This window comes from Vibrio nereis NBRC 15637 (genome assembly GCF_001591105.1).
Lineage (GTDB): Bacteria > Pseudomonadota > Gammaproteobacteria > Enterobacterales > Vibrionaceae > Vibrio > Vibrio nereis.
In genome coordinates, this window is sequence record NZ_BCUD01000003.1 from 147,286 (window position 1) to 160,773 (window position 13,488).

At 44.8% G+C, this 13,488-nt stretch carries 11 protein-coding genes; 10 read left to right on the top strand and 1 reads right to left on the bottom strand.

Going from position 1 to position 13,488, the window contains the following annotated elements:
- Nucleotides 1-6 precede the first annotated feature (6 nt).
- The 7 genes from ftsW to lpxC all read left to right on the top strand — a co-directional run bounded on the left by ftsW (nucleotide 7) and on the right by lpxC (nucleotide 8,228).
- Entirely contained in the window at nucleotides 7-1,206 is a 1,200-nt protein-coding gene (gene ftsW / locus VNE01S_RS04930; RefSeq protein WP_053396689.1) for a cell division protein FtsW, read from the top strand.
- Nucleotides 1,193-2,254 (top strand): undecaprenyldiphospho-muramoylpentapeptide beta-N-acetylglucosaminyltransferase, encoded by a 1,062-nt coding sequence (gene murG, locus VNE01S_RS04935; protein WP_053396690.1) that lies wholly within the window; start codon nucleotides 1,193-1,195, stop codon nucleotides 2,252-2,254. Before ftsW ends, murG begins: the two co-directional genes overlap by 14 nt.
- Before the next feature lie 12 nt (nucleotides 2,255-2,266).
- Nucleotides 2,267-3,727 carry a UDP-N-acetylmuramate--L-alanine ligase gene (gene murC, locus VNE01S_RS04940; RefSeq protein ID WP_053396691.1) on the top strand — a complete coding sequence of 487 codons (1,461 nt, stop codon included), beginning with the start codon at nucleotides 2,267-2,269 and terminating at the stop codon, nucleotides 3,725-3,727.
- Between the two features lie 184 nt (nucleotides 3,728-3,911).
- Nucleotides 3,912-4,694, top strand: a complete 783-nt coding sequence (locus VNE01S_RS04945) for a cell division protein FtsQ/DivIB (protein ID WP_053396692.1) — start codon at nucleotides 3,912-3,914, stop codon at nucleotides 4,692-4,694.
- A complete protein-coding gene (ftsA, locus tag VNE01S_RS04950; protein WP_053396693.1) occupies nucleotides 4,687-5,949 on the top strand; it encodes a cell division protein FtsA in 1,263 nt (420 codons plus the stop codon). The genes VNE01S_RS04945 and ftsA overlap by 8 nt, the downstream gene beginning before the upstream one ends.
- A gap of 29 nt (nucleotides 5,950-5,978) precedes the next feature.
- Nucleotides 5,979-7,211: a cell division protein FtsZ gene (gene ftsZ / locus VNE01S_RS04955; RefSeq protein ID WP_053396694.1), complete on the top strand. Its 1,233-nt coding sequence runs from the start codon at nucleotides 5,979-5,981 to the stop codon at nucleotides 7,209-7,211.
- A gap of 99 nt (nucleotides 7,212-7,310) precedes the next feature.
- Nucleotides 7,311-8,228 (top strand): UDP-3-O-acyl-N-acetylglucosamine deacetylase, encoded by a 918-nt coding sequence (gene lpxC / locus VNE01S_RS04960; RefSeq protein WP_053396695.1) that lies wholly within the window; start codon nucleotides 7,311-7,313, stop codon nucleotides 8,226-8,228.
- Nucleotides 8,229-8,305: 77 nt separating this feature from the next.
- Here the strand turns inward: lpxC and VNE01S_RS04965 are convergent, their stop codons facing one another.
- Nucleotides 8,306-8,758, bottom strand: coding sequence for a DUF721 domain-containing protein (locus VNE01S_RS04965; protein ID WP_053396696.1), 453 nt, complete (start codon nucleotides 8,756-8,758; stop codon nucleotides 8,306-8,308).
- Between the two features lie 319 nt (nucleotides 8,759-9,077).
- Here VNE01S_RS04965 and secA point away from each other — a divergent pair, with 319 nt between their 5' ends.
- The 3 genes from secA (at nucleotide 9,078) to dapB (ending at nucleotide 13,190) form a co-directional block, all read left to right on the top strand.
- Complete coding sequence (secA, locus tag VNE01S_RS04970) at nucleotides 9,078-11,804, top strand: preprotein translocase subunit SecA (protein WP_053396697.1); 2,727 nt, start codon at nucleotides 9,078-9,080, stop codon at nucleotides 11,802-11,804.
- 88 nt (nucleotides 11,805-11,892) lie between these two features.
- Complete coding sequence (gene mutT, locus VNE01S_RS04975; protein ID WP_053396698.1) at nucleotides 11,893-12,291, top strand: 8-oxo-dGTP diphosphatase MutT; 399 nt, start codon at nucleotides 11,893-11,895, stop codon at nucleotides 12,289-12,291.
- An 89-nt stretch (nucleotides 12,292-12,380) separates the two neighbouring features.
- On the top strand, nucleotides 12,381-13,190 hold the full coding sequence (gene dapB / locus VNE01S_RS04980; RefSeq protein ID WP_053396699.1) for a 4-hydroxy-tetrahydrodipicolinate reductase: 810 nt from the start codon (nucleotides 12,381-12,383) through the stop codon (nucleotides 13,188-13,190).
- The last annotated feature ends 298 nt before the right edge of the window (nucleotides 13,191-13,488 follow it).

Genomic DNA, 13,488 nt, shown 5'->3' on the forward strand with positions numbered 1-13,488 from the left:
GAAACTATGCATATAAAGAACCTTATTGGTCGCGTGAAAAGCTGGATAACAACCGCCTCTCCGGAAGCGCTGTTTGACAGACAGCTTGTTTGGATCTCTCTCGGGCTTATGTTAACAGGCCTAGTGATGGTGACGTCTGCATCGTTCCCGATCAGCTCTCGTCTCACAGACCAGCCGTTTCACTTTATGTTCCGCCATGCGATATTTCTGCTGTTGGCTCTAGGTGTGTCGGCTGTTGTGGTACAGGTGCCGTTGAAAAAGTGGTTCCAGTACAGTATGTGGCTGCTGCTGATTTCTGTTGCTCTGCTGTTTATTGTTCTGGTTGCTGGTAAATCCGTGAATGGTGCATCGCGTTGGATACCGTTAGGACTTTTTAACTTGCAGCCAGCAGAGGTGGCAAAGCTCTCACTGTTTATCTTTATGTCTGGTTATTTGGTGAGAAAGAGTGAAGAGGTGAGGTCGAGTTTTTTTGGCGGCTTCATCAAACCGATCATAGTATTCGCGACGTTAGCGGTGCTGCTGCTTCTCCAGCCTGACTTGGGTACGGTCGTGGTAATGCTGGTGACGTTATTCGGTATGCTGTTTATTGCCGGGGCAAAGTTAACTCAGTTTCTGGCATTAATGGTTGTTGGCCTTATGTCAGTTGCAGCATTGATCTATTTTGAACCATACCGCTGGCGCCGGGTAACATCGTTTTTAGACCCATGGGAAGATCCATTTGGTAGCGGTTATCAGTTAACCCAGTCGCTCATGGCTTTTGGTCGAGGAGAGTGGTTTGGTCAAGGGCTTGGTAACTCAATACAAAAATTAGAATACTTACCAGAAGCTCATACCGACTTCGTTTTTGCTGTTCTAGCAGAAGAGCTCGGATTTGTTGGCGTTGTTCTTGCCTTGGTTCTCATATTCAGTTTGGTTATCAAAGCGATTCTTATTGGTCGCAAAGCATTTGAAAGCGGAGAGCTTTTTGGTGGCTACTTATCTTTTGGGATTGGAATTTGGTTCGCGTTTCAGACGTTGATCAATGTCGGTGCAGCCGCAGGTATGGTGCCAACCAAAGGTTTAACACTACCGCTGATTAGTTACGGTGGTTCAAGTTTAATTATTATGTCTGTCGCGGTGTCGATTTTATTGCGAATAGATCATGAATGCCGACTTCTGTCTGAAGAGGTCGAGCTAGAAAAGAAAGATACAGATGAAAAAAAATAAAAGACTGATGGTAATGGCTGGTGGTACCGGAGGACACGTTTTTCCTGGTTTGGCTGTTGCAAAAAAACTGCAAGAACAAGGCTGGGAAATTCGTTGGCTAGGCACCGCAGACAGAATGGAAGCTGATCTAGTTCCCAAACACGGTATCGACATCGATTTTATTCAAGTCAAAGGTCTTCGAGGTCAAGGTCTGGGACGTCTGATTAAGGCACCATTTCAGATCATCAACGCTATCTTGCAAGCAAAAGCGCACATGAAACGTTGGAAACCAGATGCTGTACTTGGCATGGGCGGTTACGTTAGTGGCCCTGGCGGGATTGCTGCCTGGCTGTTAGGGATCCCTGTTGTTTTACATGAACAAAATGCGGTAGCAGGATTGACCAATCAGTGGCTATCAAAAATTGCTAAAAGAGTCTTTCAGGCCTTTCCAGGAGCATTTCCTAATGCGCCTGTAGTCGGGAATCCAGTGCGTGAGGATGTTGTTGCCCTCCCAGCACCCGAAGCAAGATTATCCAAACGAGATGGAAAAATTCGTATTTTGGTCATGGGAGGAAGCCAAGGGGCACAGATCTTGAATAGAACTTTGCCTGCGGCAATGGCAAAACTGGGTGACGGCTATGAGATTCGTCACCAAGCTGGCAAAAATAACCAGCAAGAAGTAGAAAAATCCTATTTGGAAAAGAACGTCGATCAGGCAGACACGGTAGAATTTATTGATGATGTTTCAGAAGCATATCAATGGGCGGATCTGTTAGTTTGTCGCTCTGGGGCCTTGACTGTTTCTGAAGTGTCAGCAGCAGGTGTGGGCGCCGTTTTTATTCCTTTTATGCACAAAGACAGACAGCAAGCGTTAAATGCTGATCACCTTGTAGAGTGTGGTGCAGCGAAAATGATAGAGCAACCAGAGCTGACAGTAGACAAGCTCGTCGATGAAATTCGAGCTTTGGATCGTCCAGCGCTTGTTGCTATGGCAAGTAAAGCAAGAGCTGTGGCTAAACTCGACGCCGACCAAGTGGTTGCGGACGCTATCATTGCGCTAACAAAATAACGAGAAACACGAATGACGGTTCAACATACACAAAATTTGGCTCAAATTAGAGCAATGGTGCCAGAAATGCGCCGCGTTAAATGCATTCACTTTATTGGTATCGGTGGAGCGGGAATGAGTGGCATTGCCGAAGTCCTGCTCAATGAAGGTTATCAAATCTCTGGTTCGGATATTGCTGAAAATGCAGTAACTCAGCGTTTGGCAGAAAAAGGGGCGACTATTTTTATAGGTCACGCTGAGCAGAACGTTGCGAAAGCAAGCGTAGTAGTCGTGTCTACGGCGATTAATGAAAATAACCCAGAAATTAAAGCGGCACGCGCGGCTCGTATTCCAGTGGTTCGTCGTGCAGAAATGCTGGCGGAGCTGATGCGTTTTCGTCATGGCATAGCAGTTGCCGGTACGCATGGCAAAACCACCACCACGGCATTGGTGACACAGATTTATTCAGAAGAAGGGTTAGACCCTACTTTTGTTAATGGTGGTCTGGTTAAAAGCGCGGGAACTAATGCACGCCTTGGCTCAAGCCGCATTCTTATTGCCGAAGCAGATGAAAGCGATGCCTCGTTCCTACATCTACAGCCAATGGTCAGTATTGTTACGAACATCGAAGCGGACCACATGGATACATACGGTGGTGACTTCGAAACTCTCAAGCAGACCTTCATCGACTTTTTGCACAACCTACCGTTTTATGGTCAGGCTATCATGTGTATTGATGATGAAGTCGTACGAGAGTTAGTGCCAAAGATTAGCCGTCAGGTTATCACTTATGGTTTCTCTGAAGATGCTGACGTGAGAATTGCTAACTACCATCAAGAAGGTCAGCAAGGTAAGTTTACTGTGATTCGTAAAGGTAAAGCTGATCTTGATATTACCTTGAATATTCCAGGTCGACACAACGCTTTGAATGCGTCTGCTGCGATTGCGGTTGCCACTGAAGACGATATTTCAGATGAAGCGATTTTACGAGCAATGGCTGGAACTCAAGGTACAGGGCGTAGATTCGACCACCTGGGCGAATTTGAAACTGGCAACGGTCAAGTTATGCTGGTGGATGATTATGGTCATCATCCAACCGAAGTGGATGTAACCATCCAAGCGGCGCGAAATGGCTGGGCTGAGAAACGACTTGTTATGATTTTTCAGCCGCACCGTTATAGCCGAACGCGAGATCTCTACGACGATTTTGCGAACGTATTAGATCAGGTTGATGTGCTGGTCATGCTTGATGTGTATCCTGCCGGTGAGAAGCCGATTCCAGGCGCTGACGGACGAGCTCTATGCAGAACCATTCGTGGGCGTGGCAAGCTAGATCCGATTTTTGTCCCTGATAGCAAGGGGTTACCGTCGGTTCTTGCCAACGTTTTACAGGATGGCGATCTGGTGCTAACACAAGGTGCTGGTGATGTTGGTAAAGTGGCGAAGCAATTAGCGGCTTTGGAACTAAACATCGACCAGATGAGAAATGCCTAATCGCAAAGTTGCGATTTTGGTAAATTCGCACACTTATTGTATTTAAAGTGGATATTTCTCAATTTCAATGTTTGATACTTTTGGTCTCACCAGTATAATCCGGAGGTTAAAGTAAGTGCTTTTGCCTCTATTACCAATTGAGATTAGGAATAGAATAACGAGCTAACGGCAAGGACTATGGACTTTGATTAAAAGTGCTTTTAATGAAGGCCCTCGTTTAACTTTTAACCTAAAAGTAAGAGAACATGCGTATGGTGGTGTTTTTTTATTAGCGGTTTTAGTGTTAATTGGCTCACTCCTATACTCTACAGTCTCTTGGATGTGGGATGACCAACGTCTTCCCCTGTCTAAAATAGCGCTCCAAGGGGAGTTGCGTTACGTCTCGGCAAATGATGTACAAAAAGCATTTGCGCGCTTAGACCACGTCGGTACTTTTATGTCTCAGGATGTAAGTGTCTTGCAAGAGGTAGCTGAATCTATCCCTTGGGTGTCACATGCCTCAATACGTAAGCAGTGGCCAGACACTGTCAAAGTATTTTTAACTGAGCATGAAGCGCAAGCAATTTGGAATGGTAACGCTTTATTGAACAGTTCGGGTGAATTGTTTGATGGCGATATCGGTGAGCTCGAAGTTGAACGAGTCAAACTTTATGGCCCTCAGGGTAGTAACCATGAGGTGTTATCGGTCTGGCGTGATCTCGAGCCCAATTTTGAAGGGTTAGACTTATCGATTACCTCCTTAGTGCTCAATGATAGACGTGCCTGGCAGATCATTCTGGATAATGGGATTCGCCTTGAATTAGGCAAAGAGTCTTTAGAAGAGCGAATCGAGCGCTTTTTTACATTGTATAAGAATTTAGGTAGCTCAACTGAAAGGGTGAGTTATATAGACCTCAGGTATGATACGGGAGCCTCTATCGGATGGTTCCCTGAACAAGAGTTAGAACAAGAGAACACAGATGACTAAGACCGCTGATGACAACATTATTGTTGGTCTTGATATAGGCACTGCGACCGTATCGGCTCTAGTAGGCGAGGTATTGCCTGATGGTCAAATCAATATTATTGGTGCCGGTAGTAGCCCATCCCGCGGGATGGATAAAGGTGGTGTAAATGACCTAGAATCGGTTGTAAAGTCGGTTCAAAGAGCGGTAGACCAAGCAGAGCTAATGGCTGAATGCCAGATTAGCAATGTCTATATTTCAATTTCTGGACGCCATATTGCGAGTAGAATTGAAAAAGGCATGGGAACTATTTCTGACGAAGAAGTTTCTCAAGAAGATATGGATCGAGCAATCCATACTGCCAAGTCGATAAAAATTGGTGACGAGCAACGCATTTTGCACGTTATCCCGCAGGAATTTACCATTGATTACCAAGAAGGTATCAAAAATCCACTAGGTTTATCAGGTGTGCGCATGGAAGTTAGTGTTCACCTGATTTCTTGCCACAATGATATGGCAAGAAACATTATTAAAGCGGTTGAGCGCTGTGGGCTTAAGGTGGAACACTTAGTTTATTCAGGCTTGGCGGCGAGTAATGCCGTAATCACTGAAGATGAACGTGAGCTAGGCGTATGCGTTGTTGATATTGGTGCGGGCACAATGGACGTATCAATTTGGACAGGCGGTGCGCTGCGCCACACTGAAGTTTTTTCTTATGCGGGTAATGCTGTAACGAGTGATATCGCATTTGCATTCGGTACCCCCGTTAGTGATGCAGAAGAGATAAAAGTTAAATATGGCTGTGCTCTTAGTGAGTTAGTCAGCAAGGACGATACGGTTAACGTTCCTAGCGTAGGTGGGCGACCTTCAAGAAGCTTACAAAGGCAGACTCTGTCTGAGGTCATTGAGCCTCGTTACACTGAGCTTATGGGACTGGTTAATCAAACTATCGATACTGTTCAAGATAAACTGCGTGCAGAAGGGATCAAGCATCACCTAGCTGCAGGAGTCGTACTCACAGGCGGTGCGGCTCAAATTGAAGGTGTGATAGAGTGTGCGGAGCGTGTGTTCCGCAACCAAGTTAGAGTCGGCAAACCATTAGAGGTGAGCGGCCTAACGGATTATGTAAAAGAGCCGTATCATTCTACGGCAGTTGGTTTACTTCATTATGCAAAAGACAGCCAAGTTAATGACGATACTGAATACAACGAGCCTGCTCGCTCTTCAGTGACGGGGTTGATTGGTCGGTTGCGTAATTGGATACAAAAAGAATTTTAACCTGAGCAGCAGGAAAACGGAGATAACACATGTTTGAACCGATGATGGAAATGTCTGACGACGCGGTAATCAAAGTCGTTGGTGTTGGTGGCGGCGGTGGTAACGCTGTTGAACACATGGTGCGTGAATCCATCGAAGGCGTGGAATTCATCAGCATCAACACGGATGCGCAAGCGCTGCGTAAAACTAGCGTAAACAGCGTTATTCAGATTGGTGGTGACATCACAAAAGGCCTAGGTGCTGGTGCAAATCCTCAAGTAGGACGTGACGCTGCTCTCGAAAACCGCGATCAAATTAAAGATGAGCTAACTGGCGCCGATATGGTATTTATCGCAGCTGGTATGGGCGGTGGTACAGGTACAGGTGCGGCTCCTGTGATTGCAGAAGTGGCAAAAGAGCTAGGTATTCTAACCGTTGCTGTAGTAACTAAGCCATTTAGCTTCGAAGGTAAAAAGCGTTTAGCCTTTGCTGAGCAGGGTATTGAAGAGCTATCTAAGCAAGTTGACTCTTTAATTACGATTCCTAACGAGAAGTTGCTAAAAGTACTTGGTCGCGGCATCACTTTGTTAGAAGCTTTTGCAAGCGCGAATGATGTACTTAAGAATGCGGTACAAGGTATTGCTGAACTTATTACTCGCCCAGGCATGATCAACGTCGACTTTGCAGACGTAAGAACTGTGATGTCTGAAATGGGTCACGCAATGATGGGTAGCGGTGTAGCAAAAGGCGAAGACCGCGCAGAAGAAGCAGCAGAAATGGCAATTTCTAGCCCACTTCTGGAAGATATCGATCTCGCTGGTGCTCGTGGTGTGCTTGTCAACATCACTGCTGGTTTAGATATGCGTTTGGATGAGTTTGAGACCGTAGGTAATACTGTTAAAGCATTTGCATCAGATAACGCAACTGTAGTTATCGGTACATCTCTAGACCCAGATATGGCTGACGAAATTCGTGTGACAGTTGTTGCAACGGGTATTGGTAACGAGAAAAAGCCTGACATTACTTTGGTAGCAGGTGGCAAAGCGAAAGTAGCGCCAGTTGCACAGCCTCAAACTCAACCACAGACGGCGCCAGCACCTCAAGCGAGCGCGAGTAAAGTGGAAGAAAAACCGGCACCAAACTTGCAGGAAAAACCACAAGTAACGCAACAGCCTACGACTACACCGACAAGCTCGGGTGCAAGTCAAAGTGCAGCACCTAAAGCGGATAAAGAAAGTGGTTATCTAGATATTCCTGCATTCTTACGTCGTCAGGCTGATTAAGACATTTATCGTAATTTGACACTGTTCAAAATTATGGTAGGATACGCGGTCGGTATAGTATACTGGCCGTGATTTGTAGCATTTTATGAGGCTTAGCAGATGATCAGACAACGTACTCTGAAAGAAATCGTGACAACAATCGGTGTGGGTCTCCACTCTGGTCGTAAAGTCACACTTACTCTTCGCCCAGCTGCTGCAAATACTGGTATTGTTTACCGTCGTACCGATGTTAACCCACCAGTAGACTTTCCTGCAGATGCTTCTTCAGTCCGTGACACTATGCTGTGTACAGCATTAGTGAACGACGAAGGTATTCGTATTTCAACGGTTGAACACCTAAACGCGGCACTAGCTGGTATGGGTATCGACAACATTATTGTTGAAGTTGATGCGCCAGAAATTCCTATTATGGACGGCAGTGCTAGCCCGTTTGTTTTCTTGCTACAACAAGCTGGTATCGAAGAGCAGAATGCACTTAAACGCTTTATCCGCATTAAAAAGCCAGTGCGTTTTGAAGATGGTGATAAGTGGGCTGAACTACTGCCATACAACGGTTTCCGTATGGATTTCGAGATAGAGTTTAACCACCCAGCAATTGAGTCTGACGAGCAGCACCTCGTATTTGATTTTTCATCACAAGGTTTTGTGAAAGAAATCTCTCGTGCTCGTACCTTTGGCTTCATGCGTGATATTGAATACTTGCAATCACAAAACCTAGTTTTAGGTGGCAGCTTCGATAATGCAATCGTGCTGGATGATTACCGTATCTTAAACGAAGAAGGTCTCCGCTTTGATAATGAGTTTGTAACTCACAAGGTACTCGATGCGATTGGCGATCTTTACATGTGTGGTCATCCAATTGTTGGTGAGTTCCGAGCATTCAAGTCAGGGCATGGCCTAAACAACCAGCTTCTTCGCTCAGTATTAGCAGATCAAGAAGCGTGGGAATGGGTAACATTCGAAGAAGACGCAGCTTCACCAGTTGCATTCGCAGAGCCAAATATGGTTATTGCCTAAAATTGAATATGTGAAAAAGCCAGACGAAAGTCTGGCTTTTTTGTATCTATTTCAGCCGTAGTACCAATAGATAAATTCTACTTTTTGGACAACTTGGCAAGGCTTTCTAACCTTGCTTTGACTTTAGGTGACGCTCCGTCAGCAACCATTTGAAGATATTGCGCGGCATTTTCTGATATAGGCTCACGAGCTTTACTTTCCTTTTCTTCCTTGAGAGCTTTAGTTTTGTAAAGTTCAGGGTTAATTTGCACGCTCACGGCCATAAGTCGAGCGAATCCTCTTGACCTTAGTTGATTGAGGATGGAAAGACGCTCATAGTCAATTTTCATTTTTATCCCAGCACTCGCGACTTCAATGATGAGTTGTCCATCGCGAATATTTGCCACACGGCAATGATCTTCCGCCCCTCGTGGCAAGATCGTTTTGAGTTCTTTATTGATCATCATGATCTCTTGAGCATGCTTTTGTAATTGTGACAACCTTGAGTCAGCGATTATCTCGTCTCCGAGGGTAGGGCGGTGGTCTCTCATGGCGATTCTCAAATGGATTAGACTTCTCTATTTTAGACAATGGAATGAAACGAAGATAGAGCGCGACGCGAATAAACTTACAGCACATTAGGCTTAAAAATAAAGAGTGCTTCAAACAAATGACCTTGTCATTGGTTGTTAGTGGTAAAATTTCATAAACTAGCCCCATCAAAATTGGTATAAGCCTTGAAATCTATAGTTATCATCACAATATCTGAGGAAAGTGATTTATCTCAGTATTCTTAGTTAAAAACTGTTAGAGACTGATGGCATTTAAAGTAGATCGGGCCCGATCTGAGTAAAGAGAGATTCATAGCAAATGATAGCTAAGCTACTGACAAAAGTAATTGGCAGTCGCAATGACAGAACACTGCGCCGCCTAAGAAAAATTGTAAAAGAGATTAATAATTACGAACCCGCCTTCGAAGCACTCTCAGACGAAGAGTTAAAAGCGAAAACCGTTGAATTCCGAGAACGCCTAGAACAAGGCGAGAGTCTTGATAAACTACTTCCAGAAGCTTTTGCTACGGTTCGTGAAGCATCGAAACGAGTTTACGGTATGCGTCACTTCGACGTTCAGCTTATTGGTGGTATGGTTCTAAACGCAGGTCAAATAGCAGAAATGCGTACGGGTGAAGGTAAAACCCTGACAGCGACACTGCCAGCATATTTAAATGCCCTGCCAGGAAAAGGCGTTCATATCGTAACGGTGAACGACTACTTGGCAAAACGTGATGCGGAAACTAACCGCCCACTATTCGAATTCTTAGGGATGACCGTTGGTGTTAACGTACCAAACATGCCCCCACAAGAGAAAAAAGAAGCGTACCAAGCCGATATTCTATACGGAACAAACAACGAGTTTGGTTTCGATTATCTGCGTGACAATATGGCGTTCCGTGCGGAAGACCGCGTACAGCGCGCACGCTTCTTTGCTGTAGTCGATGAAGTGGACTCAATTCTTATCGATGAGGCTCGTACGCCACTTATTATTTCTGGCCCAGCAGAAGATAGTTCAGACCTTTATACCCGCATCAACACTCTAATTCCTCATTTGAAGCAGCAAGATAAGGAAGATTCAGAAGAGTATCGCGGTGATGGCCACTACACCATTGATGAGAAGTCGAAACAAGTATACATGACGGAAACTGGTCAGGAATTTGTTGAAGAGTTAATGGTGAAAAATGGTTTGATGGAAGAAGGGGATACCCTTTACTCTCCAACGAACATAAGTCTCCTTCACCATGTCAATGCAGCACTTCGAGCTCACGTCCTATTTGAGAAAAACGTTGATTACATTGTGACGGAAGACGGTGAAGTCGTCATCGTTGATGAGCACACTGGTCGTACTATGCCAGGTCGTCGTTGGTCTGAAGGTTTACACCAAGCTGTAGAAGCGAAAGAGGGTGTGAAGATTCAGAATGAAAACCAAACGTTGGCATCGATTACGTTCCAAAACTACTTCCGTCTGTATGACAAACTGTCTGGTATGACGGGTACAGCGGATACCGAAGCGTTTGAATTCCAGTCTATTTATGGGTTAGAAACAGTTGTTGTTCCAACCAATAAACCGATGATTCGTGACGATATGCCTGATGTTGTTTATCGTACTGAAGTTGAAAAATTCAATGCAATTATCGAAGACATCAAAGAGCGCGTGGCCAAAGGTCAGCCGACGTTGGTTGGTACGGTATCTATCGAGAAGTCAGAGTTGCTTTCGAATGCGCTTAAACAAGCGAAGATCAAGCACAACGTATTGAATGCCAAATTCCACGAAAAAGAAGCAGAAATTGTCGCTGAAGCGGGTATGCCGGGGGCGGTAACTATTGCAACTAACATGGCTGGTCGTGGTACCGATATCGTGTTAGGTGGTAGTTGGCAGTCTAAAGTTGAAGCGCTGGAAAACCCAACCCAAGAGCAAATTGATAAAATTAAAGCGGAGTGGAAAGTTGTCCACGATGCAGTACTTGAAGCGGGCGGTCTACACATTATCGGTACTGAGCGCCACGAGTCTCGTCGTATCGATAACCAGTTACGTGGCCGTTCTGGTCGTCAGGGTGATGCGGGTTCATCTCGTTTCTACCTCTCGATGGAAGATTCTCTATTACGCATCTTTACTTCCGACCGCATGGCCAGCCTTATCCAGAGTGGTATGGAAGAAGGTGAAGCGATCGAATCGAAGATGTTGTCTCGCTCAATTGAGAAAGCGCAACGCAAAGTGGAAGGCCGTAACTTTGATATTCGTAAGCAGCTACTTGAGTACGATGATGTTGCTAACGATCAGCGTAAAGTGGTCTACGAATTGCGTGACGAGTTAATGGTTGTTGACGATATCAGCGAGATGATCGAGCAAAACCGCGATGACGTATTAAATGCTGTGATCGATGAGTACATTCCACCACAATCTCTCGAAGATATGTGGGATATTGAAGGCCTTGAAGATCGCCTGAAGAAAGACTTCGATCTTGAAGCTCCTGTGAAGCAGTGGCTTGAAGAGGATGATAAGCTGTATGAAGAAGCCCTGCGCGAGAAGATTGTGGCTACATCGGTTGCTGTTTATAAAGAGAAAGAAACCGTTGTTGGTGAGCAAGTGCTTCGAAACTTTGAAAAGTCAGTAATGCTTCAAACCTTAGACACTCTTTGGAAAGAGCATTTAGCAGCAATGGATCACCTGCGTCAGGGCATTCATTTACGCGGCTATGCGCAAAAGAACCCGAAACAAGAGTACAAGCGTGAATCGTTTGAGCTGTTTGAAGGTTTACTTGAAGCATTGAAATCTGATGTGATTACCATTCTTTCTAAAGTACGCGTTCAGCAGCAAGAAGAAGTGGAAAAAATGGAAGCGCAGCGTGTTGCACAGGCAGAAGAAGCGGCACGCAGAGCACAAGCTCAACATGCTTCAGCAGAAACGCCACTTTCTGAAGGTGACGAGGCTGCAACCTCTCATCAGCCAGAGGTTCGTGACGAGCGTAAAGTGGGTCGAAATGAGCCTTGTCCGTGTGGTAGCGGTAAAAAGTATAAGCAGTGTCACGGCAAAATTGCCTAAGATTCAAAAGAAACTTAAATTAGTATGAAAAATTAAAGAGTCGCTTCGGCGGCTCTTTTTTTAAGCCGAAATTGATTAAGGAAGTAAGATGAAACGTATACATATTGTAGCGGCGATTATTTTTAACCAAGACAAGTCGGAAATTTTCATCACCAAACGACCGGATGATAAACATAAAGGTGGCTTCTGGGAATTTCCGGGCGGAAAAGTTGAGTCTGGCGAAACCACAGAGCAAGCTATGATTCGTGAGCTCGAAGAAGAGATAGGAATCACAGCCACAGACCAACACTTGTTTGAACATCTAGAATATGATTATCCAGACAAGTCTCTCAAGTTCGATTTTATCTGCGTAACAAAGTTTGAAAATGAACCTTTCGGCAAAGAAGGCCAGCAAGGCAAATGGGTTCCAATTGACAACCTTTCGGAGTACGCGTTCCCTGAAGCTAACGTCCCTATTCTAGAAAGAGTCATGAAAGAGTTTTCTTGAGGCTAGCCACAACGGTATATTGCTGTTAGTTTAATTCAACTGGATATAGGGCCAAGTCCCAAATAATTCGAAGAATGGAGATAAATGCAATGGTACGTATTGCAATTGCAGGAGCAGCGGGCCGTATGGGTCGCAACTTAGTAAAAGCAACTTATCATAACCCGAATGCACACGTAGGTGCTGGCTCAGAAAGGCCTGAGTCATCTTTAGTCGGCGTTGATATTGGTGAACTTTGTGGTGAAGGTAAGTTTTCAGTCGCTCTGACAGATGATCTTGCGAAAGAAATCGATAGTTTTGACGTGATAATCGACTTTACCGCTCCAGCAAGTACGCTTGCAAACCTAGAACTGTGTAAACGACACGGTAAAAGTATTGTGATTGGGACTACTGGGTTTTCTGAGCAAGAGCGCGTTCAAATTGATGAGTTTGCGGAAGAAGTTCCTGTTGTGATGGCACCGAATTATTCGGTTGGCGTCAATTTAGTCTTCAAGCTTTTGGAAAAAGCCGCCAAGGTGATGGGAGACTACTGCGATGTCGAAATTGTAGAAGCTCATCATCGTCATAAAGTTGATGCACCGTCAGGTACAGCGATCGGCATGGGAGAAGCAATTGCTGGTGCTATGGGTAATAAACTCAGTGATGTTGCGGTGTATGCACGAGAAGGCATTACAGGTGAGCGAACCAAAGATGAAATTGGTTTTGCGACGATCCGTGCCGGAGATATTGTCGGCGAGCATACTGCTATGTTTGCAGATATTGGTGAAAGAGTGGAGATCACCCATAAAGCGACAGATAGAATGACCTTTGCCAATGGCGCGGTAAAAGCTGCAGTATGGCTTAAGGAAAAAGCACCGGGCTTTTACACCATGACTGATGTGTTAGGGTTGAATGATTTATAAATACATAATTATGCGCTGGGATTTCCCGGCGTTTTTTTTATTCTGACACCAGAGCTATAACCTTCCATTCGCACTTTATTATTTTAGCATCGGAAACTCATTATTTTTGGTGTTGTTTTTATTGGTTAGTGGTTGTTTTTTGTCTTAATGGCTCAAAAGTAAGTGTAAACTTTTTTGGTTTATCGTTTGCTTGTGTCTTGGATGTTTTTGTGTGATTTGTGTCACTTGTTTTTGTTTGTTGTTTCATTGTTTTTTCATTAATCGTGAGTGTCGGCCATAGTAAACTTGTGTTTTTAGT

Bases quoted from the DNA above. Each gene is read 5' to 3' on its own strand.
- ftsW (WP_053396689.1), top strand. From the start codon at position 7: ATGCATATAAAGAACCTTATTGGTCGCGTGAAAAGCTGGATAACAACC.
- murG (WP_053396690.1), top strand. From the start codon at position 1,193: ATGAAAAAAAATAAAAGACTGATGGTAATGGCTGGTGGTACCGGAGGA.
- murC (WP_053396691.1), top strand. From the start codon at position 2,267: ATGACGGTTCAACATACACAAAATTTGGCTCAAATTAGAGCAATGGTG.
- ftsA (WP_053396693.1), top strand. From the start codon at position 4,687: ATGACTAAGACCGCTGATGACAACATTATTGTTGGTCTTGATATAGGC.
- ftsZ (WP_053396694.1), top strand. From the start codon at position 5,979: ATGTTTGAACCGATGATGGAAATGTCTGACGACGCGGTAATCAAAGTC.
- lpxC (WP_053396695.1), top strand. From the start codon at position 7,311: ATGATCAGACAACGTACTCTGAAAGAAATCGTGACAACAATCGGTGTG.
- VNE01S_RS04965 (WP_053396696.1), bottom strand. From the start codon at position 8,758: ATGAGAGACCACCGCCCTACCCTCGGAGACGAGATAATCGCTGACTCA.
- secA (WP_053396697.1), top strand. From the start codon at position 9,078: ATGATAGCTAAGCTACTGACAAAAGTAATTGGCAGTCGCAATGACAGA.
- mutT (WP_053396698.1), top strand. From the start codon at position 11,893: ATGAAACGTATACATATTGTAGCGGCGATTATTTTTAACCAAGACAAG.
- dapB (WP_053396699.1), top strand. From the start codon at position 12,381: ATGGTACGTATTGCAATTGCAGGAGCAGCGGGCCGTATGGGTCGCAAC.